The sequence below is a fragment of the Paraburkholderia atlantica genome (assembly GCF_009362785.1).
GTDB classification, from domain to species: domain Bacteria; phylum Pseudomonadota; class Gammaproteobacteria; order Burkholderiales; family Burkholderiaceae; genus Paraburkholderia; species Paraburkholderia atlantica.
In genome coordinates, this window is sequence record NZ_WHNQ01000003.1 from 150,855 (window position 1) to 177,006 (window position 26,152).

Annotated in this window: 21 protein-coding genes and 1 pseudogene; 13 read left to right on the forward strand and 9 right to left on the reverse strand. The window is 63.3% G+C overall.

Going from position 1 to position 26,152, the window contains the following annotated elements; translation table 11 throughout:
- Window positions 1-9: 9 nt before the first annotated feature.
- The 5 genes from GCT19_RS05220 to GCT19_RS05240 all read left to right on the forward strand — a co-directional run bounded on the left by GCT19_RS05220 (window position 10) and on the right by GCT19_RS05240 (window position 5,632).
- Window positions 10-909, forward strand: coding sequence for a branched-chain amino acid ABC transporter permease (locus tag GCT19_RS05220; protein WP_013093681.1), 900 nt, complete (start codon window positions 10-12; stop codon window positions 907-909).
- Window positions 910-978: 69 nt separating this feature from the next.
- The gene (locus GCT19_RS05225; RefSeq protein ID WP_321576755.1) at window positions 979-2,721 is read left to right on the forward strand and encodes a branched-chain amino acid ABC transporter ATP-binding protein/permease; all 1,743 of its coding nucleotides are present in this window, start codon (window positions 979-981) and stop codon (window positions 2,719-2,721) included.
- Window positions 2,709-3,440 carry an ABC transporter ATP-binding protein gene (locus GCT19_RS05230; protein ID WP_026228846.1) on the forward strand — a complete coding sequence of 244 codons (732 nt, stop codon included), beginning with the start codon at window positions 2,709-2,711 and terminating at the stop codon, window positions 3,438-3,440. Before GCT19_RS05225 ends, GCT19_RS05230 begins: the two co-directional genes overlap by 13 nt.
- Window positions 3,441-3,508: 68 nt before the next feature.
- Entirely contained in the window at window positions 3,509-4,354 is an 846-nt protein-coding gene (locus GCT19_RS05235) for an urea carboxylase-associated family protein (RefSeq protein WP_152851398.1), read from the forward strand.
- Between the two features lie 33 nt (window positions 4,355-4,387).
- Window positions 4,388-5,632: a D-amino acid dehydrogenase gene (locus GCT19_RS05240; RefSeq protein WP_152851233.1), complete on the forward strand. Its 1,245-nt coding sequence runs from the start codon at window positions 4,388-4,390 to the stop codon at window positions 5,630-5,632.
- A gap of 24 nt (window positions 5,633-5,656) precedes the next feature.
- Here the strand turns inward: GCT19_RS05240 and GCT19_RS05245 are convergent, their stop codons facing one another.
- Entirely contained in the window at window positions 5,657-6,151 is a 495-nt protein-coding gene (locus GCT19_RS05245; RefSeq protein WP_013093686.1) for an aminoacyl-tRNA deacylase, read from the reverse strand.
- 284 nt (window positions 6,152-6,435) lie between these two features.
- Between GCT19_RS05245 and GCT19_RS05250 the strand changes: the two genes are divergently transcribed.
- Window positions 6,436-6,684 (forward strand): hypothetical protein, encoded by a 249-nt coding sequence (locus GCT19_RS05250; RefSeq protein ID WP_018436237.1) that lies wholly within the window; start codon window positions 6,436-6,438, stop codon window positions 6,682-6,684.
- A 66-nt stretch (window positions 6,685-6,750) separates the two neighbouring features.
- Here GCT19_RS05250 and GCT19_RS05255 read toward each other — a convergent pair whose 3' ends face one another.
- A complete protein-coding gene (locus GCT19_RS05255) occupies window positions 6,751-8,493 on the reverse strand; it encodes a tetratricopeptide repeat protein (RefSeq protein ID WP_152851234.1) in 1,743 nt (580 codons plus the stop codon).
- A 164-nt stretch (window positions 8,494-8,657) separates the two neighbouring features.
- On the opposite strand from GCT19_RS05255, the gene GCT19_RS05260 reads away from it, so the two are divergent.
- Window positions 8,658-10,529: a beta-galactosidase gene (locus tag GCT19_RS05260; protein ID WP_152851235.1), complete on the forward strand. Its 1,872-nt coding sequence runs from the start codon at window positions 8,658-8,660 to the stop codon at window positions 10,527-10,529.
- A gap of 19 nt (window positions 10,530-10,548) precedes the next feature.
- On the opposite strand, the gene GCT19_RS05265 is transcribed toward GCT19_RS05260, so the two are convergent.
- Together GCT19_RS05265 and GCT19_RS05270 are read right to left on the reverse strand one after the other, a co-directional pair.
- Window positions 10,549-12,645 carry an enterotoxin gene (locus tag GCT19_RS05265; RefSeq protein WP_321576756.1) on the reverse strand — a complete coding sequence of 699 codons (2,097 nt, stop codon included), beginning with the start codon at window positions 12,643-12,645 and terminating at the stop codon, window positions 10,549-10,551.
- The gene (locus tag GCT19_RS05270; RefSeq protein ID WP_152851236.1) at window positions 12,642-13,544 is read right to left on the reverse strand and encodes a LysR substrate-binding domain-containing protein; all 903 of its coding nucleotides are present in this window, start codon (window positions 13,542-13,544) and stop codon (window positions 12,642-12,644) included. Before GCT19_RS05270 ends, GCT19_RS05265 begins: the two co-directional genes overlap by 4 nt.
- Before the next feature lie 113 nt (window positions 13,545-13,657).
- On the opposite strand from GCT19_RS05270, the gene GCT19_RS05275 reads away from it, so the two are divergent.
- The gene (locus GCT19_RS05275; protein WP_152851237.1) at window positions 13,658-14,542 is read left to right on the forward strand and encodes an alpha/beta fold hydrolase; all 885 of its coding nucleotides are present in this window, start codon (window positions 13,658-13,660) and stop codon (window positions 14,540-14,542) included.
- A gap of 22 nt (window positions 14,543-14,564) precedes the next feature.
- On the opposite strand, the gene GCT19_RS05280 is transcribed toward GCT19_RS05275, so the two are convergent.
- Window positions 14,565-15,698, reverse strand: a complete 1,134-nt coding sequence (locus GCT19_RS05280) for an NHL domain-containing protein (protein WP_152851238.1) — start codon at window positions 15,696-15,698, stop codon at window positions 14,565-14,567.
- A 771-nt stretch (window positions 15,699-16,469) separates the two neighbouring features.
- On the opposite strand from GCT19_RS05280, the gene GCT19_RS05290 reads away from it, so the two are divergent.
- The 5 genes from GCT19_RS05290 to GCT19_RS05310 all read left to right on the forward strand — a co-directional run bounded on the left by GCT19_RS05290 (window position 16,470) and on the right by GCT19_RS05310 (window position 21,936).
- Window positions 16,470-17,204 carry a hypothetical protein gene (locus tag GCT19_RS05290; protein WP_227749183.1) on the forward strand — a complete coding sequence of 245 codons (735 nt, stop codon included), beginning with the start codon at window positions 16,470-16,472 and terminating at the stop codon, window positions 17,202-17,204.
- A gap of 233 nt (window positions 17,205-17,437) precedes the next feature.
- Complete coding sequence (locus tag GCT19_RS05295; RefSeq protein WP_152851239.1) at window positions 17,438-18,964, forward strand: glycosyltransferase family 39 protein; 1,527 nt, start codon at window positions 17,438-17,440, stop codon at window positions 18,962-18,964.
- Window positions 18,961-20,409: a UbiA family prenyltransferase gene (locus tag GCT19_RS05300; protein ID WP_321576757.1), complete on the forward strand. Its 1,449-nt coding sequence runs from the start codon at window positions 18,961-18,963 to the stop codon at window positions 20,407-20,409. The genes GCT19_RS05295 and GCT19_RS05300 overlap by 4 nt, the downstream gene beginning before the upstream one ends.
- A gap of 169 nt (window positions 20,410-20,578) precedes the next feature.
- Entirely contained in the window at window positions 20,579-20,935 is a 357-nt protein-coding gene (locus tag GCT19_RS05305; RefSeq protein ID WP_018436226.1) for a SpoIIAA family protein, read from the forward strand.
- Window positions 20,936-21,036: 101 nt separating this feature from the next.
- Window positions 21,037-21,936, forward strand: a complete 900-nt coding sequence (locus tag GCT19_RS05310; protein ID WP_018436225.1) for an NAD-dependent epimerase/dehydratase family protein — start codon at window positions 21,037-21,039, stop codon at window positions 21,934-21,936.
- Window positions 21,937-22,048: 112 nt separating this feature from the next.
- On the opposite strand, the gene GCT19_RS05315 is transcribed toward GCT19_RS05310, so the two are convergent.
- The 4 genes and pseudogenes from GCT19_RS05315 to GCT19_RS05330 form a co-directional block, all read right to left on the reverse strand.
- The gene (locus GCT19_RS05315; RefSeq protein WP_152851241.1) at window positions 22,049-22,267 is read right to left on the reverse strand and encodes a hypervirulence associated TUDOR domain-containing protein; all 219 of its coding nucleotides are present in this window, start codon (window positions 22,265-22,267) and stop codon (window positions 22,049-22,051) included.
- A 75-nt stretch (window positions 22,268-22,342) separates the two neighbouring features.
- Window positions 22,343-22,498 (reverse strand): annotated as a pseudogene (locus tag GCT19_RS05320) (class I SAM-dependent methyltransferase); the annotation flags it as partial.
- A gap of 65 nt (window positions 22,499-22,563) precedes the next feature.
- Window positions 22,564-24,297, reverse strand: coding sequence for an NADPH-dependent assimilatory sulfite reductase hemoprotein subunit (locus GCT19_RS05325; protein ID WP_152851242.1), 1,734 nt, complete (start codon window positions 24,295-24,297; stop codon window positions 22,564-22,566).
- A gap of 8 nt (window positions 24,298-24,305) precedes the next feature.
- Window positions 24,306-26,144: an assimilatory sulfite reductase (NADPH) flavoprotein subunit gene (locus GCT19_RS05330; protein WP_152851243.1), complete on the reverse strand. Its 1,839-nt coding sequence runs from the start codon at window positions 26,142-26,144 to the stop codon at window positions 24,306-24,308.
- Window positions 26,145-26,152: the final 8 nt, after the last annotated feature.

Here is a 26,152-nt window from a genome sequence, read left to right on the forward strand (position 1 = left end):
CGCGCCGCCATGAGCGACTTCTTCCAGTTCGTCATCGAAGGGCTGACGACCGGCTCGTTCTACGCGCTCGTCGCCCTCGGCTACACGATGGTCTACGGAATCATCCGGCTGATCAACTTCGCTCATGGCGACCTGTTCATGGTCGGCGCGTTCATCGGCTGGACCGGCCTGATGGTGCTGGCGTCCGCGCATCTGCCGCTTGCCCTCGCACTGCTGATCGCCGTGGTGGCCGCCATGACGGTCACAGGCGCGCTCGGCCTGCTGATCGAGCGGCTCGCGTATCAGCCGTTGCTGCGCGCGCCGCGGCTGTCGATTCTGATCACGGCGCTGGGCGTCTCGCTGGCGCTGCAAAATGGGGTGCTGCTGATCTACGGCGCGGGCTTTCGCACCTATCCGCATGTGCTCAGCCAGGCGGGCTTCGAACTCCACGGGGTGCAGATCACCTTCGCGCAAATCGGCATCATCGTCGCAAGCCTGGCCCTGATGCTGGCACTGTACTTCTTCGTTCATCACACGTTCCTTGGAACCGCGATGCGCGCGCTGGCCATCGATCAGGACGCCGCGCGTCTGATGGGCATCGACGTCGAACGCCTGATCCAGCTCACCTTTCTGCTCGGCTCGGTGCTGGCCGCCGTGGCTGGCGTGATGGAAGGGCTTTACTACACGCAGATCAATTTCTTCATGGGTTTCGTGCTAGGCCTGCGCGCGTTCACCGCCGCCGTGCTCGGCGGCATCGGCAACATCCCGGGCGCGATGGCGGGCGGCATCCTGATCGGCCTGCTCGAAGCCTTCGGCGCGGGCTATGTCTCTTCGCAATGGACCGACGTGTTCGTGTTCGGCGTGCTGATCGCCGTGCTGGTGATCAAGCCGACCGGGCTGTTCGGCGAACGCGTCGTCGAGAGAATGTAGCCCATGAGCGCCCGTCAGGCTTCCGCGCGTTGGGCCAGGCCAGTCGGCGCGGCGCTACTGGCCGCCGCCGTGGCGCTGCCCGCCGTCGCCAGCAACTATGTCATCGATGTCGGCCTGACCATCGTCACCTATTCGATCCTGGGTCTTGGGCTGAACATCGTGGTCGGTTATGCGGGCCTGCTCGATCTGGGCTACGCGGCCTTCTTCGCGATCGGCGCGTACACGACAGCGTTGCTGGAAACCCTGCTGCAGTTCTCGTTCTGGGAAACGCTGCCGTTCAGTCTGGCGTTCGCCGCGGTATCGGGCATCGTCATCGGCTATCCCACGCTGCGCCTGCGCAGCGACTACCTGGCGATCGTCACGCTGGGGTTCGGCGAAATTACGCGTATCGTCGCCACCAATCTCGACATCACGGGCGGCCCGAACGGCATCTTCGGCATCGCGAGTCCGAGCCTGTTCGGCTTCGAGATCAGTTCGCCGCAAGCGCTCTACGAACTGGGCATGGCGTTCCTCGTGGTGGTGCTGGTGTTCGCGATCCGGCTCGGGCGGTCACGGCTGGGCCGCGCCTGGACCAGCATCCGCGAGGACGAGGCGGCTGCCGAGGCCGTCGGCGTGCCGACGCTGCGCGTCAAGCTGCTCGCCTATGTGATGGGCGCGTTGATCGGCGGCCTGGGCGGCAGCCTGTTCGCCGCCCGTTTCGGCACCATCGATCCAACCGGCTTCACGTATCTGCAGTCCGTCACGATTTTGATCGTCGTCGTGCTCGGCGGCCGCGGCAGCATTCCCGGCGTGATCCTCGGCGCCATCATCGTCGCCGGCCTGCCGGAGATACTGCGTTTTCTAAACCTGTGGCGCATCTTCGCTTTCGCGATCGGGCTCGTGATCCTGATGCTGCTAAGGCCGCAGGGCTTGTGGCCAGCGCCGTTGCGCCGCGTCGCGCCGGCGCGCAAGGGCGCTGACGCCGATCGGGCTCCTGTGCCCAGCCACGCCGTCACCGATGAGACCCTGCTGGAGGTGCGCGACATGCAGCGCCGCTTCGGCGGCGTGCTGGCGGTCGGCGGTGTCAGCTTCACGGTGCGCAGCGGCGAGATCGTCAGCCTGATCGGTCCGAACGGCGCCGGCAAGACGACCGTGTTCAACTGCCTGACCGGCGTGATCCGCCCGACTGGCGGCCAGATCGTCTGGTGCGGGGAACGGCTTGCCGGCGGCGCGCCTCATCGCATCGTCCATCAAGGCATGGCGCGCACCTTCCAGGGCATCCGCCTGTTCGGCCATATGACTGCCTTCGAAAACGTGCTGACCGGCATGGATCATCGGCTTCGGACACCGCTCGCAGCCGAGCTTCTGGCGTTGCCGTCCGCGCGTGCCGAGGCGGCCGACCATTCCACCGAGGGCCTGCGCTGGCTCGCCTTCGTCGGTCTTGCCGGCAGGTCCGGCGAGCGCGCCGCCGACCTGCCCTACGGCGACCAACGCAGACTGGAGATCGCCCGGGCGCTCGCCAGCAGCCCTCGCCTGCTGCTGCTCGACGAGCCGGCGGCGGGCATGAACCCGACAGAGAAACGCGCGCTGATGGAACTGATCCGGCGAATCCGGGATCACGGCGTGACGGTGCTGTTGATCGAGCACGACATGATGCTGGTAATGGGCGTGTCGAACCGGATCATCGTGATGGATCACGGCGTCATCATCGCCGAGGGCCCGCCCGCCGCGATCCAGGCGGACCCGCGTGTGATCGATGCCTATCTCGGCACAGCCGAAAAGGACGAGGCGAGCGACGATACCGCCGGGGAGAAATCGCTGTGGGACTCCTAGAAATCCGCGATCTACGTGTCAGCTATGGGACTGTCGAAGTGCTGCACGGCATCTCGCTGGACGTCGCACAGGGCGAGGTCGTCGCGCTGCTCGGCAGCAACGGCGCGGGAAAAACCACCACCCTGCGGGCGATTTCCGGATTGATCCGTCCGCGCGCGGGCGACATCACGATGGATGGCCAGCGCCTGACGGGATTGCGCGCACACCAGATCGTGGCGCTGGGCCTCGGTCATGTGCCGGAGGGGCGGCGCATTTTCGGGGCGCTGACGGTGGAGGAAAACCTGCATCTCGGCGGCTATCTGATCCGAAGCGACAGTGCGGCATTGCAACAGCGAAGGGATCAGCTCTATGCGACTTTTCCGCGGCTCGGCGAGCGACGCAGCCAGCTCGCAGGCACGCTCAGCGGCGGCGAACAGCAGATGCTGGCGATTGCCCGAGCCCTGATGCTGCGCCCCCGTATCGTCGTACTGGACGAACCGTCGATGGGACTCGCGCCGAAGCTGGTCCGCGCGATCTTCGGCATGGTCGCCGACATCTGCCGGGAAGGCACTTCGATACTTCTGGTCGAGCAGAACGCCCGCCAGGCGCTGCGAATCGCGCATCGGGCTTACGTGCTGGAAAGTGGGCGCATTGCGCTCGCGGGGTCCGCCCGCGAGCTGGCTCAGGATAGCCGGGTCCGCGCTGCCTATCTGGGAGGCAGTGCTATCGCGGCAGAGTAACCCGCCAACCGGGCAGCGCGAGGAGGTCTTAATACAGGCTCAGGCCTGAATTCGAGGGAGAATGCATGATGCTGAATTACCCTGCTGCCTATCAGTCCACCAAAGGCTCGGCGCTCGACGTCGACAAGACGTTCTATCAGCGCATCGCCTCACAGCACGACACCCGCACGCTGGTCGAATCGATCGTCGTGCCGATCCGCTCGGGGCGAGCGTGGACCGTGCCAGCCGGCCACGTGTTTCGCATTGTCACGCTCGAAGGCCCGCAGGTTGCCGACCTGAACATGTGGAACCGGCACAATCCACGCGAGCGCATGTGGGCATCGCGCACGCGCCAGTTGCAGCAGGCGCACGTGAGCACGTTCGACCGTCTGTGGTCGACGCTGCCATTCCTGCGTCCGATGGTGACCATCACCGATGACAGTCTCGCCGGCTACGGCGTCGACGAGCACGGCGGCCGTGTCCACGATCTGCTCGGCACGCGCTGCGACCCCTACGTGAACCGCATGCTGACCGGCGAGGATTTTCATTTTCACTGCCACTCCAACCTGACGCGCGCCATCGCCCCGTATGGCTTGACCGAGTACGACGTTCACGACGTGCTCAACGTGTTCCAGTGCACCGGCCTGAATCTCGACGACAAATACTTCATGAAGGCGTGTCCGGCAAAGAAAGGCGATTACCTCGAATTCTTCGCGGAGATCGACTTGCTGTGCGCACTGTCGACCTGTCCGGGCGGCGATCTGTCGGTGCCGATGTGGGGACCGGACGCCCGCGATCCGCTGGATGTGTGCCGGCCGCTCGGCATCGAGGTCTGGCAACTCGCGCCACAGATGCTGGACGGATGGACGCCGCCGGCCGTGGCTGCCTACAAGGGGCAGCACGGCATGGTGCTGAATCAGCCGCAATGGAAGTGACAGCGCCGCAGCGCCCTTGTATCTCAGGACATTATGAAAATCATCGTGCTCGGTGGCGGGGTCGTCGGTGTGACGACCGCGTACCAGTTGCAGAAAGATGGCCATGAGGTCGTCATCGTCGAGCGACAGCCCTTGGTCGCGGCGGAAACCAGCTGGGGTAACGCGGGCATGATCGCGCCCGGGCATTCCTTTGTCTGGTCCTCGCCGAAAGCGCCAATGATTCTGCTCAAATCGCTGGTGCTGAAAGATCAGGCGTTGCGCTTCAAGTTCTCGGCGGACCCGAGGCTTTACAGCTGGTCGTGGCGATTCCTGATGGAATGCACATCGGAGAAGGCACGCCGCAATACCCTGCTCAAGCATCGGCTTGCCGCGTACTCGCAACGGGTCCTACAGGGTGTGATCGCCGACGAGGCCATCGAATACGATCGAAACGACCGCGGAATTCTGTATCTCCATCGGACCCGGGAATCGCAGGACCGCGGCGTCGAGCACATGAAGCTGCTGGAATCGGATGGGCAAGTCATCAGGGTCCTCAGCCCCGATGAGGTCGTCGCACTCGACCCGTCGCTAGCTTCGGCAAAAGACCGGATAGCGGGCGCCATTTACTGCCCGACCGATGAGACCGGAGACCCTGCGAAGTTCACCCGCGCCCTTGCGAAAAAGATCGTCGCGCGCGGCGGTACGCTTCTGACGGACACCACGATCGCCGGTTTCGAAACCGCCGGGCAGGACATAGTGGCCACCAGAACGAGTCGAGGCCTTATAAAAGGCGACGCGTATGTGCTCGCCCTCGGCCCCTATAGTCCTGTTCTCGCCCGACAGATCGGCATCGATCTTCCGATCTATCCGATCAAGGGGTACTCGCTGACGATTCCCATCGAGGGCCGGCCCTTGCCACCCGCCATTGCAGCGGTCGACGAGCACAACCTGGTCGCAATCTCGCGCTTCGGCGACCGTATCCGGGTCACCGCAACGGCGGAGTTTGCTGGCTACGACACGAGCCACAAGCCCTCTGATTTTGCGTTTATGAAGAGCGTGACACAGGAACTCTACCCGGCCGGCGCCAACTACGATCGCGCCGAAATGTGGGCCGGGCTCAGGCCGATGACGCCGACGAACTTGCCGTTCTTTGGGCGCAAGAAGTACCGCAATCTTTATCTAAATACCGGTCACGGTCATATCGGCTGGACGATGTCACACGGGTCGGCTCGAATCACGGCCGACCTGATCGCGGGACGAACTCCGGCGATTCCGATGGTAGGGCTGCTTTGCGACTGATGGCGACGCCCCCCGGGCCCCGCCTCAGGCCCGGCCGCTGCCCAACCCTCGCATCCGCCGTGCGAAATGCGCGCGCTCCGCATCGCCCATCAGCGCGAGAAACTGATCGGCTTCCATATGAATCAGTTCTTCGTGATCGCCCGCCTCGAAGTAGACGTCGGGCTGGCCTGCCAGGCTCGATTCCAGGTAAGTTTTCATGCCATACGCCATACAAATCGGCGGCACCGCTCCCGCATCGCAGTCCTTGAACAATTCGCGCAGTTCGACTTCCGTGGCGAGAGCAAGCCGGCGCCCGGTCTTGCTCCAGAACTCGGAAAGCTGCACGGCGTAAGTCGATGGCAGCACGGCGGCCACATAGCCGTGTTCGTCTTCGAGGAGCACGGTCTTGGCAAGGCGGTCACCCGGAATGTGCGCCGCGGCAGCCGTTTCGATACTCGAGTGGCTGTATGGATGACGCACGACTTCGTAGCGGGAACCCTTGCTGCGCAGGCACTCCTGCAAGGTTGGCGACATCGCCATGGCACACCTCCTGTCGAATATCTGAAAACGAATGAACACTTGCGATCTATTCAGAATAGTTCACGCACTGGCAAACCGCACGCCAGCCGAGCGCGCGGAAATGAGCGGCGGATCAGTCCGACGCAAGCGGAGTGCAGCCGGCATCGGTGAGCGGCGCCGCAACTTCGGGTGACAAGTGGCGCAAAGGCCTAGAATGAAAGCACGGTTTGTACCTTATAAGGGGCCGGCTATGTCTCGATCGATCACGGGTTTTTCGGCGAGACTGAGCCCAAAGGAGGCGCCCAATGTCAGTGATCGCACCCGACGAAAGGGCTGATTTTCTCGCCGTCCTGCGTCGGCACCACCTCGCCGAGTCCGACTTCGTCCTTCAGGAGACCGGGGCGACCGATATCGTGGACGAGGTCTACCCGCTTAGGGGGAGTGTCACCGTCGTTCGCACGTCGTCACTGCGGGAACGGGAGTACCAGACCGGACACGGCACCGCGTGGACAGTCGAATTCGAGAAAGACGTGATCCGGGGCGTATTCGGATAAGCGCCGACAGGCGACGGTTTCCCCACTGCTGCGTCTCGTTCGCGGTCCGGCCGCGAGCCTCGGGACCTATTGCGCCCGCGTCGAATCGATAAGCTCGTCGGCCTCGCGTTCCAATGCGTCGCCTTCCGCCGAACGTTGCGTGTGGCTGAGCAGCGTGGCCAGATTCCGCAACGTGCGTGCTTCATCCTGCCGCCAGGTCAACGGATCATCGTGTGCGAGTTTGCGGTACAGATCCAGCGCTCGGCGCCACGCGTCTTCCGCTTCCCGCGGCCTGCCCGTGCGGCTGTAGAGCACGCCAAGATTGTTCAGTATCCGTGCCTCGTCAGGCTGGTACTTGACCGGCGCATCGCGCGACAGCGCGTGAACGATCCGCAGCGCGTCCCGGTACGTCTGCAGCGCCTTGGCCGGCTGCCCTTGGAGACGGTACAGCACGCCCAGATTGCCCAGCGTATGCGCCAGATCGGGCTCGTAAATCGCGGGGTTTTCGCGGGCGAGCTGTTGTCGGACCTTTAGAGCCTGCCGGTAGGCGTGCTCCGCTTCCGGCAGGCGCTCGCTTGCGCTATAGAAGTTCCCGAGGTTATTCAGCGTGCGCGCAAGCGCCGGACGCCAGGCGGCGGGATTGTCGTGTTCGAGTGCGCGCTGGATGCTGAGCGCTTCGAGATAGGCGAGTTCCGCGTCGTGCGTGCGCTGTGTCGCACTGTAAAGAATGCCGAGGTCGTTGAGCGTCATCGCGACCGCCGGTCGGTACTTTGCCGGGTCCTGTCGGGCCAGCGCACGGTCGAGGGCGAGAGCTTCGCGCCATGCGTCTGCCGCATCCTGCAGACGCTGCGTGTCGCGGTACAACGTTGCGAGACTATCAAAGGTGTTCGCCACTGCGGGACCATAGGCCGAAGGGTCCACGCGCGCGAGCGCCCAGTACATTTCGAGCGCGTGCAGCCATGCGGCTTCGGCTTCCTTCTGCTGCTGCCGCATCACATACAGACTGCCGAGCTTGCCGAGCGTACGCGCGATGGACGGCTGCCATGCGGCGGGCCGCTGTTTCGCGAGCCCCCGATACTGGACCAGCAGCGCCCGATACACCGGCTCGGCGCGCTCGGGCTCGTGCTGCACGAGCAGCGTGTCGGCAAATGCGGTGGCGATGTCCCTGTCGTCGGGTTGCAGCGTATGGGCATGCTCCAGGTAGGGCAGCGCGTTCCATGGCATGAAGCGAAGCAGTTCGACGCTCGCCGCTTCGTAGTTGCGCACGGCGCTTAGCTGGGCGGTACCGGGTGCCTCGGCCATGAGCCGCATCAGCAGCGCAGAAGCGTGGTCCAGATCGAGACGCCTGACGGCGGCAGCGGCCTGCAGTTCGGCGGAGTCCGTGCTGCGCGTGATGGACAACCTGCGCAGCAGCTCTTGATAACGCGCGCTCCATTCCGAAGCCTCGGCGATAAGGTCGATGTCGGAGCGCGTCCTGATCTGCGATGCAAGGCTTTCGAGGATCGGTTCGAAGTTGGCGAGTGCGGCGTCCTTGGTGGCTTCGTCTTGATCTGTCCGCGAGAAGACAGCATGCAGCATCGTGTTGGCCGCTGCCGCCAGCGCGGCACGTTGCTCGGCGGAGAGCCCGTCGCTCTTCACGGCGCGGTTCAGGCGTTCCGTCACGCGTGCGAGCGCGGGCGCGGAGACAACGCAGCGGGTCCGCACTTCGAGTCCATCCTTGACGGCGACCTCGGAGAACGACGGCACACACGCACCGGCCGCACCCGCAGCGGCGCATGCAGTGGACAGCGCGGCCATCGCGATGCCGGACAAAACCTTGCCCGTACTCATTTCCAATCCGGCCTACAGAATTACCGCTACAGCGTTGCGCGACGCATCGCCTCGCCCGGAACGCCGCAATGCCATCGCGTGTATTTATTCTATCGAATACAGTTGAGCCATTACCGTGCGAGGCAGGCGCGCCGCCGATTTACAAGTAGCCTACATTCGCCAACTTGACGACGCCCATCGTGAACCTCGAACGCGGCCACACCTTCTCCTTTAGCCCCGACGGCGAACATTTCCTGCTCGACGGCATGCCATTCCAGATTCGCAGCGGCGAGATGCATCCAGCGCGCATCCCGCGCGAGTACTGGCAACACCGAATCCGCATGGCGAGGGCGATGGGGATGAACTGCATCGCGTTGTACGTCATGTGGAATTACCACGAGATGCACAGAGGCGTGTTCGACTTCGGCAGCGGTAACCGCGATATCGAGGCCTTCATCCGCCTATGCCAATCCGAGCAGATGTGGGTGCTGTTGCGCCCCGGGCCTTATGTTTGCGCAGAGTGGGATCTGGGCGGCCTGCCTTGCTGGCTGTTGCGCGATCCGGACATCCAGTTGCGGACCGACTCGGCCACCGATCCTCGCTACATGGCGGCGGTGGCCCGCTATATCGACGAACTGGTTCCGCGTATCAAGCCATTGATGAGCGAGCACGGCGGACCGATCCTGATGATCCAGATCGAGAACGAATTCGGTTCGTATGCGAGCAATCCGTCTTACCTCGAAGAGCTCAGGCAGCTTTGGCTCAGAGGAGGCATAAGCGGGCCGTTCTACACCGAAGACGGTCTCGCGCAACTCGAACGCAACCACACCACGGTGACGGGCGGCGCGATCGCGCTGAGCAATGGCAACGCAGCGCAAATCGCAACGGTGCGCCGCAGATTCCCCTCGGTGCCCGCGATGGCTGGCGAGGTGTACCCGGGGTGGCTCACGCATTGGGGCGAAGCGGGCTTCGCGGGCGTGGACTACGATCTCTCCGGCACCTTGGACACGTTCATGCAGGCACGACTGTCGTTCAACCTGTATGTGATTCACGGCGGCACGAGCTTTGGCTTTTTTGCCGGCGCGAACGTCGACGATGCAGGCAACTATCAGCCCGACATCACGAGCTACGACTATTCCGCGCCGATCAACGAGCAAGGCATGGCGACACCGAAGTACCTCAAGTATCGAAACCTGATCGCCAGCTATCTGCCCGAATCGTTGCCAGCCATACCCGATGCCATCGCCACGCTTGACTGCACAGGCGTTGGGGCCTTGATGCCAACGCTGTACGCGTCGATCTGGGACAACCTGCCCGCAGCACTGCCGCGCGAGCATGGCGTCGGTCCGAAGTCGTTTGAACACTACGGTCAGGCGTTTGGCTTCGTGCTGTATCGCACGCCATTACCGGCGCACGCGAACGGTGTGCTGGATATCAGCGGCGTTCACGACTATGCGACCGTTTTCCTTGGGGAACAGTACGCGGGCGGCGTATCGAGAGCGCAACTGCCGCGGAAGTACGCGCAGTCGCTCCACATGATGCATCGCGCGCCACTTGTCCTGCCTCCGGCGCGGCGGAATCAAGGGGCGAACACGGACGGCCCGGTAGCGCTGGAGATACTCGTCGAGGCCATGGGGCGCGTCAACTTCGGACCCGCGCTCATTGACCGCAAAGGTCTGCTCGATCCGGTCACGATGAAACACGCAGACGGCTCAGTCTCGTTGCTCGATGAATGGGACGTCTACCTGCTGCCGATGGATGAAGCATTCATCGCCGCCCTCAACGAAGACTGCACGAACCCGCGCAAACCCGGTCTTTTTTTCAAGGCGAATGTGCTGCTGACCGAAGTCGGCGACACGTGGCTCGACATGAGCAACTGGACCAAGGGTATCGTCTGGGTCAACGGACACAACCTCGGACGCTACTGGAACATCGGCCCGCAAAGGCGTCTGTACTGCCCCGCGCCGTGGCTCGCGCAAGGTAACAACGAGGTGCTGGTCTTCGACCTTCATCAGATCGAGGCAAAGCCGATTCCCGTGGCCGACAGGCTGTACTAGCGCGTACGCCTCCTGCCCTTCACCGCTTCGCGGCGGCAACCGGCAGCAGTTCGAGCGTGAGTACTTCGAACGGCGCAAGGTGCACTGCTCGCGGCACATCGGCGTCCAGTCGAGCGGGAATACCGGAAGCCCCTGCATGCCCAACGCTGCGCAATTCGAATCGTGCCACCGCCCCATCCGGCAACTCCAGTTGGCGCCGCAGGTCGAGTGTGAAGCGTTGCGTGCGACTGGCAGGATTGCGCAGCGTCACGATCGCCTTGTGCGACGCCCACGCGGCCCAACCGTACGCCGCCCGTTCGTCCGGCGCCCCGCCAATCCAATGGCTGTCGCGCAGAATGTCGCCGTTTTCGCGCGCCCATAGCGCGGCGCGCGCAAGCACATCCCAGTCGTGCTGGCCCAGCAGCGCCGGCGTGATGTACAACTCCTGCAACTGCGTGCCGGTCCCGAAGTACGACCATACTTCGTGGGCGAATGCGTCGCCCGCCGACGTATTGAGCCGTGGATTGCACTGCGCGTACAGGATGCCGTGCAGCATCAGCGAACTGAGCGGAAAGAGCGGACTGCGCTCCACGACGTTGTGATACGTCTGCGTGTCGCGGTAAGTGATCCAGCGCTCGCGGTTCGTGCCGCTGCCCGCGAGGCCATCGTCGCTGCCGCCGCGCCAGATGGAATCGACATGGAGCAGCCAGAAAGGCGACGGATGCGTGCCTGTCGAGAGATTGATGAAGGTTTCGGGTTTGGCCGCGCGGATGTCCCCGATCAGTTGAATCGCCGCGTCCCAATCGCTATCGAACAGGCTGCCGGGAAACACCCTGTCGGCATTGCCTGTGCCGTCGAACTTGAATTGATTGACGCCGCCCTTGCCGAGCAAGTCCATCACGACTTGATGAAAGCGCCGGTAATACGCCGGCCCCGATAATGCGAGACCGTTGTCGATGACCTCGTAACCAGCGGCCCGTCCTCGCGCTACGCGTTCCTGTTTCGGCGTACCGTAGCCGCCCCACGGCGATAGCCATATGCCGGGAGCGGCGCCGAATCGCGCGGCAGCGTCGCGCAGCGGAACGAAGCCATGTGGAAATGCGTTGCTGAATTGCCAGCCGCCGCCAAGGTCGTCCCAGCCATCGTCGAACAGAAGCGAATCGATTTGCACCCCGCGCGCCGTGTGCAACTCGCGGCCGATCGTGTCGATGCGTTCGAGTGCCTGTTCCTGCGTATATGGCGTCAGGTAGCCGATATCGCCCCAGCTGTTGTAGTGCAGAAACGGGCGATACGGACGAGCGCGTTCCCGCTCCAGATAGATGCCGAAGTCGCGCCGAATCTGGCCGTCGCAGGCTACACCTGCCACAGCGGAGTAGACCAGTGTCCTGTTTTTCGGCAGCGGCAACGCCCGATGCAGCGTAAAGCCGAGGCTGTCGCCATCTATTTGACTCGTCGCCAGCGGATGCTCGAAGCCCAGATAGAAGTTGCCCGCAATGACCGGCGTGCCCTTCCGCTCACTACTGGCCTTGGCGCCAGCAGCGCGCGTCTGCAGCAATGACACGGCGGTGATCGCTTCATCCTGAAGAAGCGCCGTAACCGCCAGTTGGACGCGCAGATATCGTGACCCTTCGCGTTGCTCGACGCTCCATTGCACCTTGAGGCGTCCATCAGTATCGACCAGCGAGACGCTCGCGCGGCGCCCTGCGATTCGTTCGCCGAGGCGGGACGCATCGGGGTTGGGTTCGAGCGCAACGTCGCTCACGGGCGCAACGACCCTCAGCCCGGACAGGTCCGTGGTGGTTCCGTCAGCAAGCGTGAGTGTGAACGGCGCGACGATCAGCAGCGTGCGTTTGCGCTCGCAATCGATCAGCGAGAAACCGGCGAGACGCTCGTTCTCGTGCGTCCAGCGCAATGCAATTGCGTCGTTGCCGAATGACGCGATATGGCCCGACGTCTGGAAAACGGGCATGCCAGTTTGCGTAGGCAAAGCATGGTCGGCGCGCATGGAGAGACCTGTCTCGGGCCACAGCAGCACATAGGGTAACGGCAACGGACCCACGTGTTCAAGGCGCAGCGAGCGCGGATCGCCGCGCCGTCCTGCGCCGGCGGCATCCCATGCGAACGACGGACCCGTCACCCGCGAAGTGCGCGTGGACTAAAGCGACCTTGCTGGCCTGCGCGGCGTGCAGCAGCTATCAAATCCGCGCACGCGGGCGAGTCGGAGCGAGGAAACGCGTAGAAACGAACAACCGGCAACGCGGGCAATCCTTCGTTGCGACCCACGAGCCGCAAACCTTCGACTCGCTGACTATCGGCAACGACTGTGACAGCAAAACCCGCACGCGCCGCCGACAGGCAGCCCGCCATGCTGCTGCTCTCGAACACGACGCGCCACGCGTGCCCTGCCTTGTTGAGCGCCGTGATCGCCGATTCTCGATAGATGCAGGGATCGGGAAAGACGGCCAGCGGCAGCGGCCGGTCGAGATCCAGCGGTTCATTCTCCGCGTAGGCCCAGACTAGCGGCTCTTCCCACAGCAATTCACCGCCCTTTCCGACGCGGCTGCATTGCTTGCCGAACACCAGATCCAGACGACCGCGCTCTTGTTGGCGCAACAGATCGGCTGTGATGCCGACTTTCAGGTCGATCGTCGCCTCGGGATGTCGCTGTCGAAAACGCTGTAGCACTTGGGGTAGCCAGGCGCCCGCAAAATCTTCCGATGCACCGACGCGCAGTAACCCACGCAGCGGCGCGCCGCGTAGTTTCGCGCGGGCCTCGCGTTCCAGATCGAGAATGTTGCGGCCGTACGCATACAGGGTGTCGCCGCCCTGCGTCAACGACAGGTGACGAGTCGTGCGTGTCAGCAGATCGACGCCGACCATTTGTTCCAGACGCTTGATATGGCCGCTCACGGCCGAAGGAGTCAGCGCCAGACGCTCGGCGGCCGTGGCAAAGCTGCCGCTGTCCACGACTTCGAGAAAAGTGCGGAGCAGGACGGTATCGAGCGGAACACCATCGGCAGTGGGCAGTATGTCCATCAAATTCGATTAAGTTATTCAACACGAACGATCATCAATAGATCGTGATTATTCACCAATCGCAACGAGACGTCGAGCTATCGTGGTACTTCCCTGTTTGCACGAGGAAAACCATGAACACCTACCGCCACGCCGATACCGGGCGGCTCGACATTGCCTATCTCGAATGGAACCCGCAGGGCGCGCGAACAGCGGTGCTGCTGCATGGCTGGCCGGACAGCCCGCAGTGCTGGAAGAGCGTCGCGCGCATTCTGGCCGATTCGGGTTATCGCGTGCTCGCACCCGCGCTGCGGGGCTTCGCGCCCACACGGTTTCTCGATGCGAGCACGCCTCGCAGCGGCCAGTTGTCCGCGCTGGGCCGCGATCTTCTGGATTTCATCGACGTGTTGGAAGTCGAGCGGCCGATCCTGGTCGGACATGATTGGGGCGCACGCGCGGTCGCGAATGCGTGCGGCCTGCGAGACGGCGTGGCTTCACATCTGGTCATGCTATCGGTGGGATACGGCACCAATGCCCCGGACCAGATACTGACCCTGCAGCAGGTGCGCAATTATTGGTACCACTGGTTTATGGCCACGCCGCGCGGCGCACGCGTGGTACGGGACGACCGCGAGGCCTTCGCTCGGCAGATGTGGGATAGCTGGGCGCCGGCCGGCTGGTATGCGCCGGCCGACTTCGACGAAGCGGCGCAGGCATTCGCGGGCGACGACTGGGCCGAAATCGTGCTCCATTCCTACCGCCACCGTTGGGGCTTCGTCGACGGCGACCCCGCCTATGCCGACGATGAAGCGCGTCTGAATCCCGCACCGGCGCTATCGGTCGCAACGCTGGTGCTGCACGGCGGTGCGGACACCTGCAACCATCCCGATAGTTCGAGCGGACGGGAGTCTTACTTCCTTGGGCGCTATCAGCGGAAGGTTCTCGATGGTGTAGGCCACTTCCCGCAGCGCGAAGCGCCTCAGGAGGTTGCCGATTCCATCTTGCAGTTCTGTCGATGAGACTGGGCGCGCTCACGAGGCCTCAATGGTCGTCGTCAGCGTCACCGTCGTCGCGGTGAAGACCGTAACGACGGTCGTCGCGGCAATCCCAGCGGTGGTGGCCCGGGAGCCCGGAAATTCTGCGAATCCGGAACCCATCGGCAACATACAGCGCACCGTCACGCGCGAACGCGAGGCCCCGTGGCTGCATCAGCATGGCCTGAATGGCGAGACCTCCGTCACCCGAATAGCCCGCCGCACCTGTGCCGGCGATAGTCTCAATGACCCCTGTCTGCCGGTCAACCTGCCGCACGCGGTAATTAGCGCTATCGCTGATGGTGAGATTGCCTGCGCAATCGGTCGCAATATGCGACGGATAGTTGAGCAGCGCCTGCGTCGCAGGCTGGCCATCGCCGTTGTAGCCCGCCTCGAAAGCAACCCCTGTCGTGCCGGGATAGACACCTGCCACCGTCGTAAATGTGCGGCCCTGTCTGTCAAGTTCGCGAACGGTGCTCAGAACAGAGTCGGCAAAGAACATGCTATTGCGACGGTCAAACGCGATAGTGATGAAGTAGAGGAAGCCGGCTGCGGCCGCGGGGCCGCTGGCCGGACCTGCTCCGTGGGTGCCGTTGCCCACCACCGTCGTGATGATCCCGGTGCGACGGTCGACGCGGCGAATGCGCTCGTTGCCAGAATCGCTGATGAAGAGGTTTCCATAGCGGTCGAAGGCGATGTCCGTCGCGTTGATCAACGCAGCACTTGCCGGCCCTCCGTCCCCGGAAAACCCGCGTTCGCTTCCGCCGACAACCGTGTGCATCGTCAGTGTGTGATGATCCATACGCCAGATCCGGCTGGTGGCCCCGTAGTCGGCAACGTACACATCGTCGTCGGGTCCGACGGCGACGCCTGTCGGATAGCCGAGATTTGTCGCCGTTGCCTCCAGTCCTTCACCGTTGTAGACGGTTTGACCGGTGCCCGCGTAGGTGGTGATGATCCCTGTCGCGCGATCGATACGCCGGACAACGTGGTTCACCGGTTCGGCCACAAACAGGTTGCCGTCGTGGTCGAGACAGAGGCCCTCAGGCGCGAGCAGCGCTGACGCAGCCGGCCCTCCGTCGCCAGCGTACCCTTGCGCCCCGTGCCGGCGACCGTATCGATTGTTTGCGATTGCGCCCATGCTACACAGGGCGCGGCCAGAATGACGATCCAGGCAAACTGGATAAGCCTCGCACGAATGGAGCAATTCATCGCTAGTCTCCCGGAGTTCTCGTGCGGATGCCGGCGCGCAAGGACGACGGTCACCGGCCCAGTTCGGTTCCCTGGTCTCCTGCCTTCCAGGAGGCCCGCCGCCGATGGGCCCGTCCACGAATTCGGCTGGATGAGTCGCGATTCAAGCGTCTGACGAAGCAATAGAAGATCCATGGATGGATCTTGAGCATGGTCATGACGACGGAAGGCTTCGGCCGGCCCTTGGCACAGATGCCAATCAGGTCCTGAAGCGTCTGGAAATTGCCGATTCGCGGAACATGTAACGATCGCCTCGGCTTCGGACTTCGACGTCCACTTCTGCCGCGTTTCTATTCGCACTCGTGAGCTGGTAGGTATTCCGGAGTTCTCACGTTGATGCTTTATCAGTGCGGAGAAAGTCGACGGTGAATATCGAACCGATTTCTCGTTCAGGCCGACATACGGCACGTATGGCGTACTTCAACATATATATTCGCGGCACAAATGACAGCAATCGGCCCAAATTGTTGATGAGTTGTCGCGATTAACGGTGTTCGAGGTCTTCGTGGATCAAAAGGCTGGTTTGGCGCCGTTGCAATTCTAAAGTTCATACCAGTGATGCCGATAAATGGCTTGCTGGTCCCTGATTGCACGGGATGGCCATTATTCAAAGGCGCTGGGCTGTTGCGCGTCGACGCTCTCAATCCACAAATAAAGAATCATGAAGACCAAAGCACTTTCAAAGTCCGTGCTCGCCGCGGGTTTTGTCGTTACAGCACTGCTCACGGGTTGTGCTTCGCTTCCGAAAACCGACCTTGCCGCCAGCAATCGGCAAAAGCTACATACGATCGGCATGCTGGACGTCAAGGAACCGCGCGGAGAGAGCGTGGTCAACTTCGGCGGCGCTGCCGGAGCATTTGGATTGATTGGTGGATTGGTGCAAGCCGGGGTCAACGCCAATCATACGAGTACGTACACGCAGCGTGTGGCGAGCGAAAAAATCGTTTTCGCCCCTGTTGTTGACGATGGCCTTACAGCGAGACTCTCCAACGCCGGGTATCAGGTCGTTGCGTTGCACGGCCAGAGCGTCAAGCTCGCAAGCGATGGCAAGTCCGACGACTTCTCAGACGTCAAGACCGACGCGGATGCCATCTTGAACGTGTGGATTACTTCGTTTGGCTATGCATCCCCACCGGATACAAGCGACTTCATTCCATGGGTCGTTATCCGTGCGCGCCTGCTCGATTCGAAGTCGAAGCAGGACATGTACTTTAAGACATTCGCTTGCGGCTGGGACATCAAGGCCAATTCGGTTCATATCGAAGCAGACGCCAAATATCGTTATGGCAGCTTCGGCACGCTGACCGACCAGTTCGATCAGTCGGTGACAGGCCTCAAGGATTGCGAACAGGCGGTTGTCGCAGCAATTGGGCAGGATTTGACCAAGCCGCAGTAAGGGTTGATCTCAGGATTGACAGCCCTCCCCGCCCCAAGAACCGGCAGGTCTTGCCGACTTCACGCGTCAATTTTCGCCGCCAACGTCGTTCCTCCATCAAGCCTTTTTAGTTTGATCGGCGCCAGGGGTTGCCGGGTGGTCTGTCAGGTTCGCCGACTTCCTACATAAGCTCATATTACAATGCCGGGCTAAAAACGCCGCCCGGTACGGCGGCACACAGATCAAAACGCTCAATGTCGACCCAGCTTTCGAATCCTACGTCGCTCGCCTCGGCCTCCGACAAACCTGCCGCCGCAGGCATCGCATCACTCGGTTGGCTGCTCCCCTTCCACGCACTCGTCTGGACCCTGGCCGCCTGGCTCGCGCGCGGCAACCTGGACATCCAGGGCGACATGGTCGAGACCTATGTCTGGGGCCTCGAGTGGCAGGCCGGTTACGCGAAGCACCCGCCGCTTTCGTCGTGGGTCGCAGCGGCCTGGTTCAGCGTGTTCCCGCATACCGATCTCGCGTATTTCGCGCTGTCGGCGGTGAACGTGCTGGTCGGCCTCGTCGGGATCGTCGCGCTCGCCGGGCGCTTCGTACCGCGCCAGATCGCGATCTTCGCCGGGCTTGCGATGGCGGTATCGCCGCTTTACTCGAATCTCGCCATCAAGTTCAATCCGAACTCGATCCTGTTGTCGGTCTGGCCGTGGACCGCCTACTTTTTCGTCCGCTACGTGCAGCCGGGCAGCCGCCTCGCGCGCGGCGGCGCGGCGCTCGGTCTCGGGGCGTGCGCGGCGCTTGCCGTGCTGGGCAAGTACTTCACGGTCGTGCTGCTGCTCGGGCTGTTGCTGGCATTGCTCGCGCGTCCCGCATGGCGTGCGCGCCTCGTCAGCGTCGATTCGCTGCTCGCGGTGGCGGCGGGTGTCGCCGTGCTGGCCCCGCACGTGCACTGGATGATGGTCAATCATTTCCCGACGCTGGAGTACGCCGCGCAACGCACCGGCGGCACGCTGGTCGCCGCGGTCGGGCGCTTTGGCATCTACACGCTCGCGCAGATCGGCTATCTCGCGCTCAGCTTCATTTTCGTGCTGTTGATGGTGCGCACGCGCGGGGCCGCGCGGCTGATGGTGCTGAGCGTGGTTCGGCGCGGGTCGCACCCGGATCTGTGGTGGCTCGCGCTGGGGCCGCTGTTCGCCGTGGGCGTGCTGTCGGTGATCGGCAAGACGCAGATGGCCTCGGTCTGGGGCATGGCGCAATGGTTCGCGATCGTGCCGCTCTGGCTTGCCGTGCTCACGCAAGCCCGCGTCGAGTTCGCGCCGCAGCGTGCCATACGCGCCATGGCGGTGTACTGGGCGCTGGTGCTGGTGGTGTCGGCAGTGGTCGGCTACATGGGGGCGCGGCGCAATACCGACGACGCGGCCGAGCCGCGCGCGGAACTCGCGGCAGCGGCGCAGGCGGTGTGGCACGAACACACCCGCCGGCCGCTGTCGATCGTGGGGGGCTCGACGCATGAAGCCGCTTCGATGGTGTTCTATGACGGCGGCGGCGCCCGCTTCTGGGATCTCCACTGGCCGGCCGCAACGCCCTGGTTTACACCCGCCGATTTCGCGCGCCAGGGCGCGCTGATCGTGTGCCGTGGCGACGACTCGGACTGCATCACGACGGCATCGTCGCTAAGTCATGCAGCACCGGTTGCGTTCGAGGTGGGCAAGACCGCATGGGGACGGGAGTTGCCCGCGCGTCCCTACCAACTGTTCGTGATCGTGCCGCAGTCGTGAGCCACGCGCCGATCACGCCGGACCGCGGCCGGCCGCTCGTCGTCGATCTCGATGGCACGCTGTTGCGCTCCGACGTTCTGATCGAGTGCGTGTGGGCGTTTCTGAAGACTTCGCCGCTGCGTTGCTGGCAACTGCTGGTCTGGCTGCTGCGTGGCGGCAAAGCGGGCCTGAAGGCGCGGCTCGCGGCCGCCACGAATCTCGATGTCACCGGATTGCCGTATGACGCGTCCCTGCTCGCGCAGTTGGCGGCCGAGCGTGCGGCCGGCCGTGCGCTCGTGCTCGCGACCGCCACTCACCAGCGCTATGCGCAGGCTATCGCGGATCATCTGGGCTGCTTCGACGAGGTCCATGCAACCGACGGCGAGGTCAACCTGTCCGCAACGCGCAAGCGTGACCGCCTGATCGCCGCCTTCGGGGAGCGCGGTTTCGACTACGCGGGCAATTCACGCGACGACGTGCCGGTCTGGGCCAGCGCCGCGCGAGCGTGGGTGGTGAACCCCGGGCGCGGCGTCGAGCGCGTGGCGCTCGCGCAGGGCAATGTCGATCGCGTGATCGAGACCCGGCGGGGGCGCCTGAAGGTGCTGAGTAGAGCGCTGCGCCTGCACCAGTGGCTCAAGAATCTGTTGATTTTCGTGCCGCTGCTCACCGCGCACCACTTCGGTCAGCCGGCGACAACGCTCGCGGCGGGGCTCGCATTCGTCGCCTTCGGGCTGTGTGCGTCGAGCGTCTATCTGCTCAACGATCTGATCGATCTCGAGGACGACCGCCATCATCCTTCCAAGCGCAATCGGCCGCTCGCATCCGGTGCGTTACCGCTTCGCTGGGGCGTCGCGTTGTGTCCGGTATTGCTTGCAGGCGGCGCGCTACTCGCATTCGGCTGCCTGCCGCTGCGCTTCGGGCTCGCACTGCTCGCCTACTACGCGCTCACGCTCGCTTACTCGCTCTACCTGAAGCGGCTGGTGATGGTCGACGTGGTGGTGCTTGCCGCGCTTTACACCGCGCGCATCGTGGCCGGTGCGGCCGCGATCGGGGCACCTCTGAGCTTCTGGCTGCTCGCGTTTTCGATGGTCATGTTCCTGAGCCTCGCCTTGATCAAGCGTTATGCGGAACTGCACGCATTGCAGGCGCGCGGGCTGACGAAGACGCGCGGGCGCGGCTACCAGTCCGACGACCTGGCGCTGATCTCATCGCTCGGCGCCGCATCCGGCTATCTCGCGGTGCTGGTGCTCGCACTCTATATCCAGGACCGTAATACCGCGCTGCTTTATCGTCACCCGCCGATGATCTGGCCGGTGTGCGCGATCCTGCTGTACTGGGTCAGCCGCATCTGGCTGATCGCCCATCGCGGACAGATGCACGACGATCCAGTGCTGTTTGCCGCGAAGGACCGCGCGAGCTGGCTGATGATCGCATTTTGCGCGGCATCTTTCTGGATGGCGCTCTAGAGGGGCGATCATGTGTCGGATGGCCTGTGCTGATGTGCCGCCCTCCCACCTTCTGCAATGCGCTCGCAAGCTAACCGAGCGAGTGGAAAGGGGTACCATGAGCACACCATCCGACGCCAGGCTGATCCGTGCCTGCGCGTGTAACGTCTCCCTCGCCAGAGGTCCTGCCATGATCGCGTATCACACCGTGCCCGGTTCACCGGTCATCGAAATATCCGTCGAAGGCAAAATCACCGACCACGAACTGCGCGAAGCCATCGAGCGCATGCGTGGTGATCTCGAGCTGAACGGTAAGAGCCGCGTACTCGAACGCATCGAGCATTTCAGCGGCATCGAACCGAAGGCGCTGTGGACCGACCTGACGCTCGGCGTCGCCGTCGCCCGCAAGGTCACGCGCGCCGCCGTGGTGGCCGACGCGGGCTGGATTCACGCGTCGATGCATTTGGCGCGGTTCTTTACAAAGGCTGAAATCAAGGCGTTTCGCGTCAACGAACTGGAACAGGCGCGGGCCTGGATCAACGCCTGAACGTCGTCTTCAGCCGAACGCATTGAGCAGAGACCGGTACTGCCGCATCAGCGACGCGCAGTGCCGCCCACACAAGAAGCACAACAGGAGAAGAGGAGCACATGACGAAGCGAGTGATTGTGACCGGCGGCAGCGGCCTGGCCGGAAAATGGGTCGTCGAGGACCTGGTCGAGCACGGCTACGAGGTGATGAATGTCGATCGCGTGCCGATGGCCGCGCGCACGGCGCGCACGTTGATTACGGACATCACCGATGCGGGCCAGGTATTCAATGCGCTTGCATCGAGCACGGCGCCGGGAGAATTCGCTAACGACCTCGAACCAAAGCCGATCGACGCAATCGTGCATTTCGCGGCGATCCCTCGCATCATGATCACGCCCGACAACGAGGTGTACCGGATCAACGTGATGGGCACGTACAACATTCTCGATGCAGCGTCGAAGCTTGGCATTCGCAAGGTGATCGTGGCATCGAGCGAAACGACCTACGGCATCGTGTTCGCGCACCGCGACCGCAGTCCTGAATACTTCCCGCTCGACGAGGAATATCCGGTGGACCCGATGGACAGCTACGCGACGTCGAAGGTGATCAACGAAGTGACGGCGAAAGCGTTTCACGCACGCACCGGCTCCGACATTTACTGCTTTCGGATCGGCAACGTGCTCGAACCCAGCGACTACGCGAAGTTTCCGCAGTGGCTCAAAGATCCGGCACTGCGCAAGAGGATTGCGTGGAGCTATATCGACGGCCGCGATCTCGCGAGCGCGTGCCGGCTCGCTATCGAAAAGGACGGCCTCGGCTTTCAGGTGATGAACGTCGCGGCCGACGACGTATCGTCCGACGTACCCACGGCGGAACTGCTCCGGCGCTACTACCCGGGCGTGCCGCTCAGGAAGCAGTTCGGCGAGTTCGAAACCCTGCTCAGCAACGAAAAGCTCAAGCGCCTTCTTGGTTGGAAACAGCAACACTACTGGCGCGACGAGGCGAAGAAGGTCGTCTAGCAGGCATGGCGGGCCGGCGCCCTGCCGGCCCAATCATGCCCTGCGGGTCTTGATGGACTGCCTTGCAACGACGCAGACCCGTGCAATAGCGTCGTTGCCGATCCCACGCAGATCAGTGCTTGTGCACCTTCTCCAGACTGTCCGCGCGATGCACCGCGTGCTGGCCGCTCTTCTCGCTTTCGACCTCGTAACGGGGGTCGTCCTTCGACGCGCTGACAACCTGACCGTCCAGTTCCGTATCCCTGATGATCCTGCGGACGACCGTGCCTGTCGTCACGCCTTGCGGGGTGTTCCACGTGACGCGATCACCTGTTTTCAGTCGATGGGACATGATTGTGCCCTCCAGGGGTTGAATCCATAGGATCGCAGCATTCTTCGTTCCTGAGGCCAGATCCGGAATGTCTTACTTATCGATAAAGACGCCGCCGCCGTAAGGCGTCTCGCCGCTTTCCGCATTGGTCGATGTGATGCCGTGATTCATCAGCACGCCATCTTCGGCGAGCAGTCCTTCTACGTGTGCGAAGTATTCGGCCAGGTTTTGGCGCCCCACATGCTCGAACATCCAGTTCTCCTTCATGGACCGCAAGTAAAGCGACATCGTCGATGCAGACCGTGCAATACGCCGGATCAACGGTTGAAATCGCGGCCCGAGGTCACGGCGTCGACATAACCTGTGCGAATGACGAAGTCACCGAAGTGCTCGTGCTCGACACGTTCGCTGGCGAAATGGCCTAGCGTCGTGTCGAGCGACTCGAGGATCGTCTGTTCGCCGACGTTCTCGCGATACAGGCGATTGAGTCTTTCCCCGTGAAAGCCGCCACCCAGATAAAGGTTGTACTTGCCAGGCGCCCGTCCCGACAGTCCGATCTCTGCGATGTAGGGCCGCGAGCAGCCGTTCGGGCAACCGCTCATGCGCATCGTGATCGGGACATCCGTCAGTCCATGCTTTTCGAGCAAGGCTTCGATCTTCGTCACGAGAGACGGCAGGTAGCGCTCGCTTTCGGCCATCGCCAGTCCACATGTCGGCATCGCGACGCAGGCCATCGAGTTCAGGCGCAACGCGCTGTCACGCACGTGAGCGAGCAGGCCGTGTTCTTCGGCGAGCCGCTCGATCTGCTCGCGGTTCGTGTCGGGTACCTGAGCGATCACGATGTTCTGATTAGGCGTCAGGCGAAACGTGCCGACGTGCACGCGTGCGATTGCACGCAGACCGTCGAGCAGCGCATGGTCCGGCCCGTGGCTCAGGCGGCCGTTCTCGATGAACAGCGTCAGGTGATGCGCGCCGTCGTCGCCGGTCTGCCAGCCCAGTGCGTCGCCGTTCGTCGTAAAGGCAAACCGGTGCGCATCTCCGAGCGCGAAGCCCAGCCGCCGTTCGATCTCGGCTTTGACCCAGTCAAGACCGAGATCGTCGATCGTGTACTTGAAGCGCGCGTGCGCGCGTTCCTTGCGGTCGCCGTAATCGCGCTGAACGCTCATCACGGCTTCGCAGGTGGCCAGCACCTGATCCGGCGTGACGAAGCCGATCACGTCGGCGAGCCGCGGATAGGTCGCCGCCGATTGATCGCTGCGCCCCATTCCGCCGCCGATCGCGACGTTGAATCCCTTCAGTTCGCCGTGCTCGGCAATGGCGATGAATCCGAGGTCCTGTGTGTAGACATCGATGTCGTTGACGGGCGGAACCGCGAAGCCGATCTTGAACTTGCGCGGCATATAGGTCTTGCCGTAGAACGGCTCCTCGGGTTCCGGGCCCTCGATGCGTGTCTCGCCATACCAGGTCTCGTGATAAGCGTGCATGCGTGGAATGGCCTGGTCGCTGGCGCGGCGTGCGAGGTCATAGACCGCGGCATGGAGTGACGACAGATGCGGATTGATCGAACACATCACGCCGCGTGCGTCGTCGCCGCAGGCAGAGATCGTATCGAGCTGCACTTCGCGCAGGCCCTGGATGACGGGTCGCAGGTCGTGTTTGAGCACCCAATGGAATTGGACCGTTTGCCGCGTCGTCAGCCGCAATGTCTCGCCGCCGTTCGCGCGCGCGAGCTCGTCGAGTTTGAGCCATTGCGCGGGGGTGCAGACGCCGCCTGGCATCCGCACGCGAATCATGAACTGAAACGCCGGTTCCAGCTTTTGCCGCCGGCGCTCGTCGCGCAGATCGCGGTCGTCCTGTTGATAGATGCCATGGAATTTCAGCAGCTTCGTGTCGGTATCGGCTACGGCGCCCGTCAGCGGGTCGGCCAGGCTTGCGCCAATCGTGCCGCGCAACTGGTCGCTCGCGGCCTTCAGACGTTCGTCCGCGCTCAAGCGTTCGACGGGCTGTGACAAGTCGCGGCTGCGATCCGGTTCGGTAGGTGGATTGCTCATCATGTCGCTCAGTAGACGTCGCGCTGGTAGCGCCCGTCGCGTTGAAGCTGTTGAAGGTACGCTTGCGCGCATTCGGTATCGAGCGCGCCCTCGCTGCCGATGATCTCGAGAAGCGTGTGATGAACGTCGGGCGCGAGGCGGCTTGCATCGCCGCAGACGTACAGGTGCGCGCCTTCTTCCAGCCACGCGAACAGGTCGTGACCCTGCGCCTGCATCCGGTGCTGCACGTAGGTCTTCCCTTCGCCGTTCGCGCGCCGGTCGCGCGAGAATGCAACGTCCATCCGCGTCAGCGCGTTGTCCTTCAGCAGCCGTTGCCACTCTGTCTGATAGAGAAAGTCGGTGCGGAAGTTGCGTTCACCGAAGAAAAGCCACGACCGTCCGTTGGCCCCACGTGCTTCGCGTTCCTGCATGAAGGCACGGAATGGCGCAATGCCGGTGCCGGCGCCGATCATGATGATCGGCACGTCGCCTGCGGGCAGCCGGAAGTTCGAATTCCGGTGTATGTACACCGGCAATTGAGCATCGAGCTCGATGCGCTCGGACAATTGGCCCGACGCCACGCCCGCGCGCGGTTCGCCGTGCAGTTCGTAGCGCAGCGCCGAAACGGTCAGGTGCACTTCATCGGGCGCCGCGGCGAGGCTCGATGCAATCGAGTAAAGGCGCGGCTGCAAAGGTCTTAGCGCGGCGAGGAAGTGCTGCGCGTCGATTCCCTTGACGGGAAACCGCCGTACCACGTCGATGATGTGATGGCCGCGCATGTAGGCGGTTCGCTCGCCAGCGTGCGCGTTGTCGACGAGACGTTCGAGCTCTGCCGCACCGGAAAGCCGTGCCCAGTGCTCGAGAAAGCGTGGCGTGAGCGCAGTGACTTCGAAGCCGGCACCGAGCGCATCGCCGAGTGTCGTGTCGTTGCCCTTTACGTCGACGGCCTGCGAGTCATCGAGATCGAGTTCCTGCAGTACCGCGCGAACCACTGAAGGGTCATTCGTCGGCACCACGCCCAAAGCGTCGCCCGGTTCGAAGCTGAGACCCGAGCCTTCGAGCGACAGTTCGATATGCCGGGTTTCCTTCGATGATCCACGTCCCGTCAGCGCGATGTTTTCAATGACGCGGGCGTGAAAAGGATGTTGCCTGTCGATCGCCGCCCGCCGCCGCGGCAAAGCGCCTGCGGGCGCGCGCGGCCCGGCGCTGGGCGGATGACCGGCTGCGGATGCATCGCTGACCAGAAGCGCAAGGGTCTGTTCGATCCAGGCGTTTGCCGGTTGTTCGTAATCGACGTCGCAATCGACTCTCTGCGCGAGTCGCTCGGCGCCGAGTTCCTCGAAACGGCGGTCGAGCCGCTTGCCCGCCTCGCAATAGTGTTCATAGGTCGAGTCGCCCAACGCCAGCACGGCAAAACGCACGCCGCTGAGCTTCGGCGCCTTGCGTCCTTCGATGAACTCGAAGAAGTCGGTGGCCGATTGCGGCGGATCGCCCTCGCCATAGGTGCTCGCGACGACGAGGACGTCCTGCTCGTCCTTCAACTGTCGAACCTTGTAGCTGGCCATGTCATGCAGCGATGCGACGAGGCCGCGTTGCGCCGCCTGCTCGGCGAGCGTGCGGGCGAGCGCCGCGCTGTTGCCGGTTTCGCTGCCGTAGAGCACGCTGAGCCGGCGTGCCGAAGTGCCGCCGAGATCGGCTTCAGCAGCCGGTGCGCGCGCTTCGGCTCGGAGTGTGCTGGCTTGATCGAACCCCGCGAGATATCCGCTGACCCAGACGAGTTGCCGGGAGTCGAGCGAGGTCGTGAGGGCCTTGATGTGTTCCCACTGGGCCTCCGTAAGCACGGGGTCCCGAAATTCCGCAACAGCCATCTCTCTAT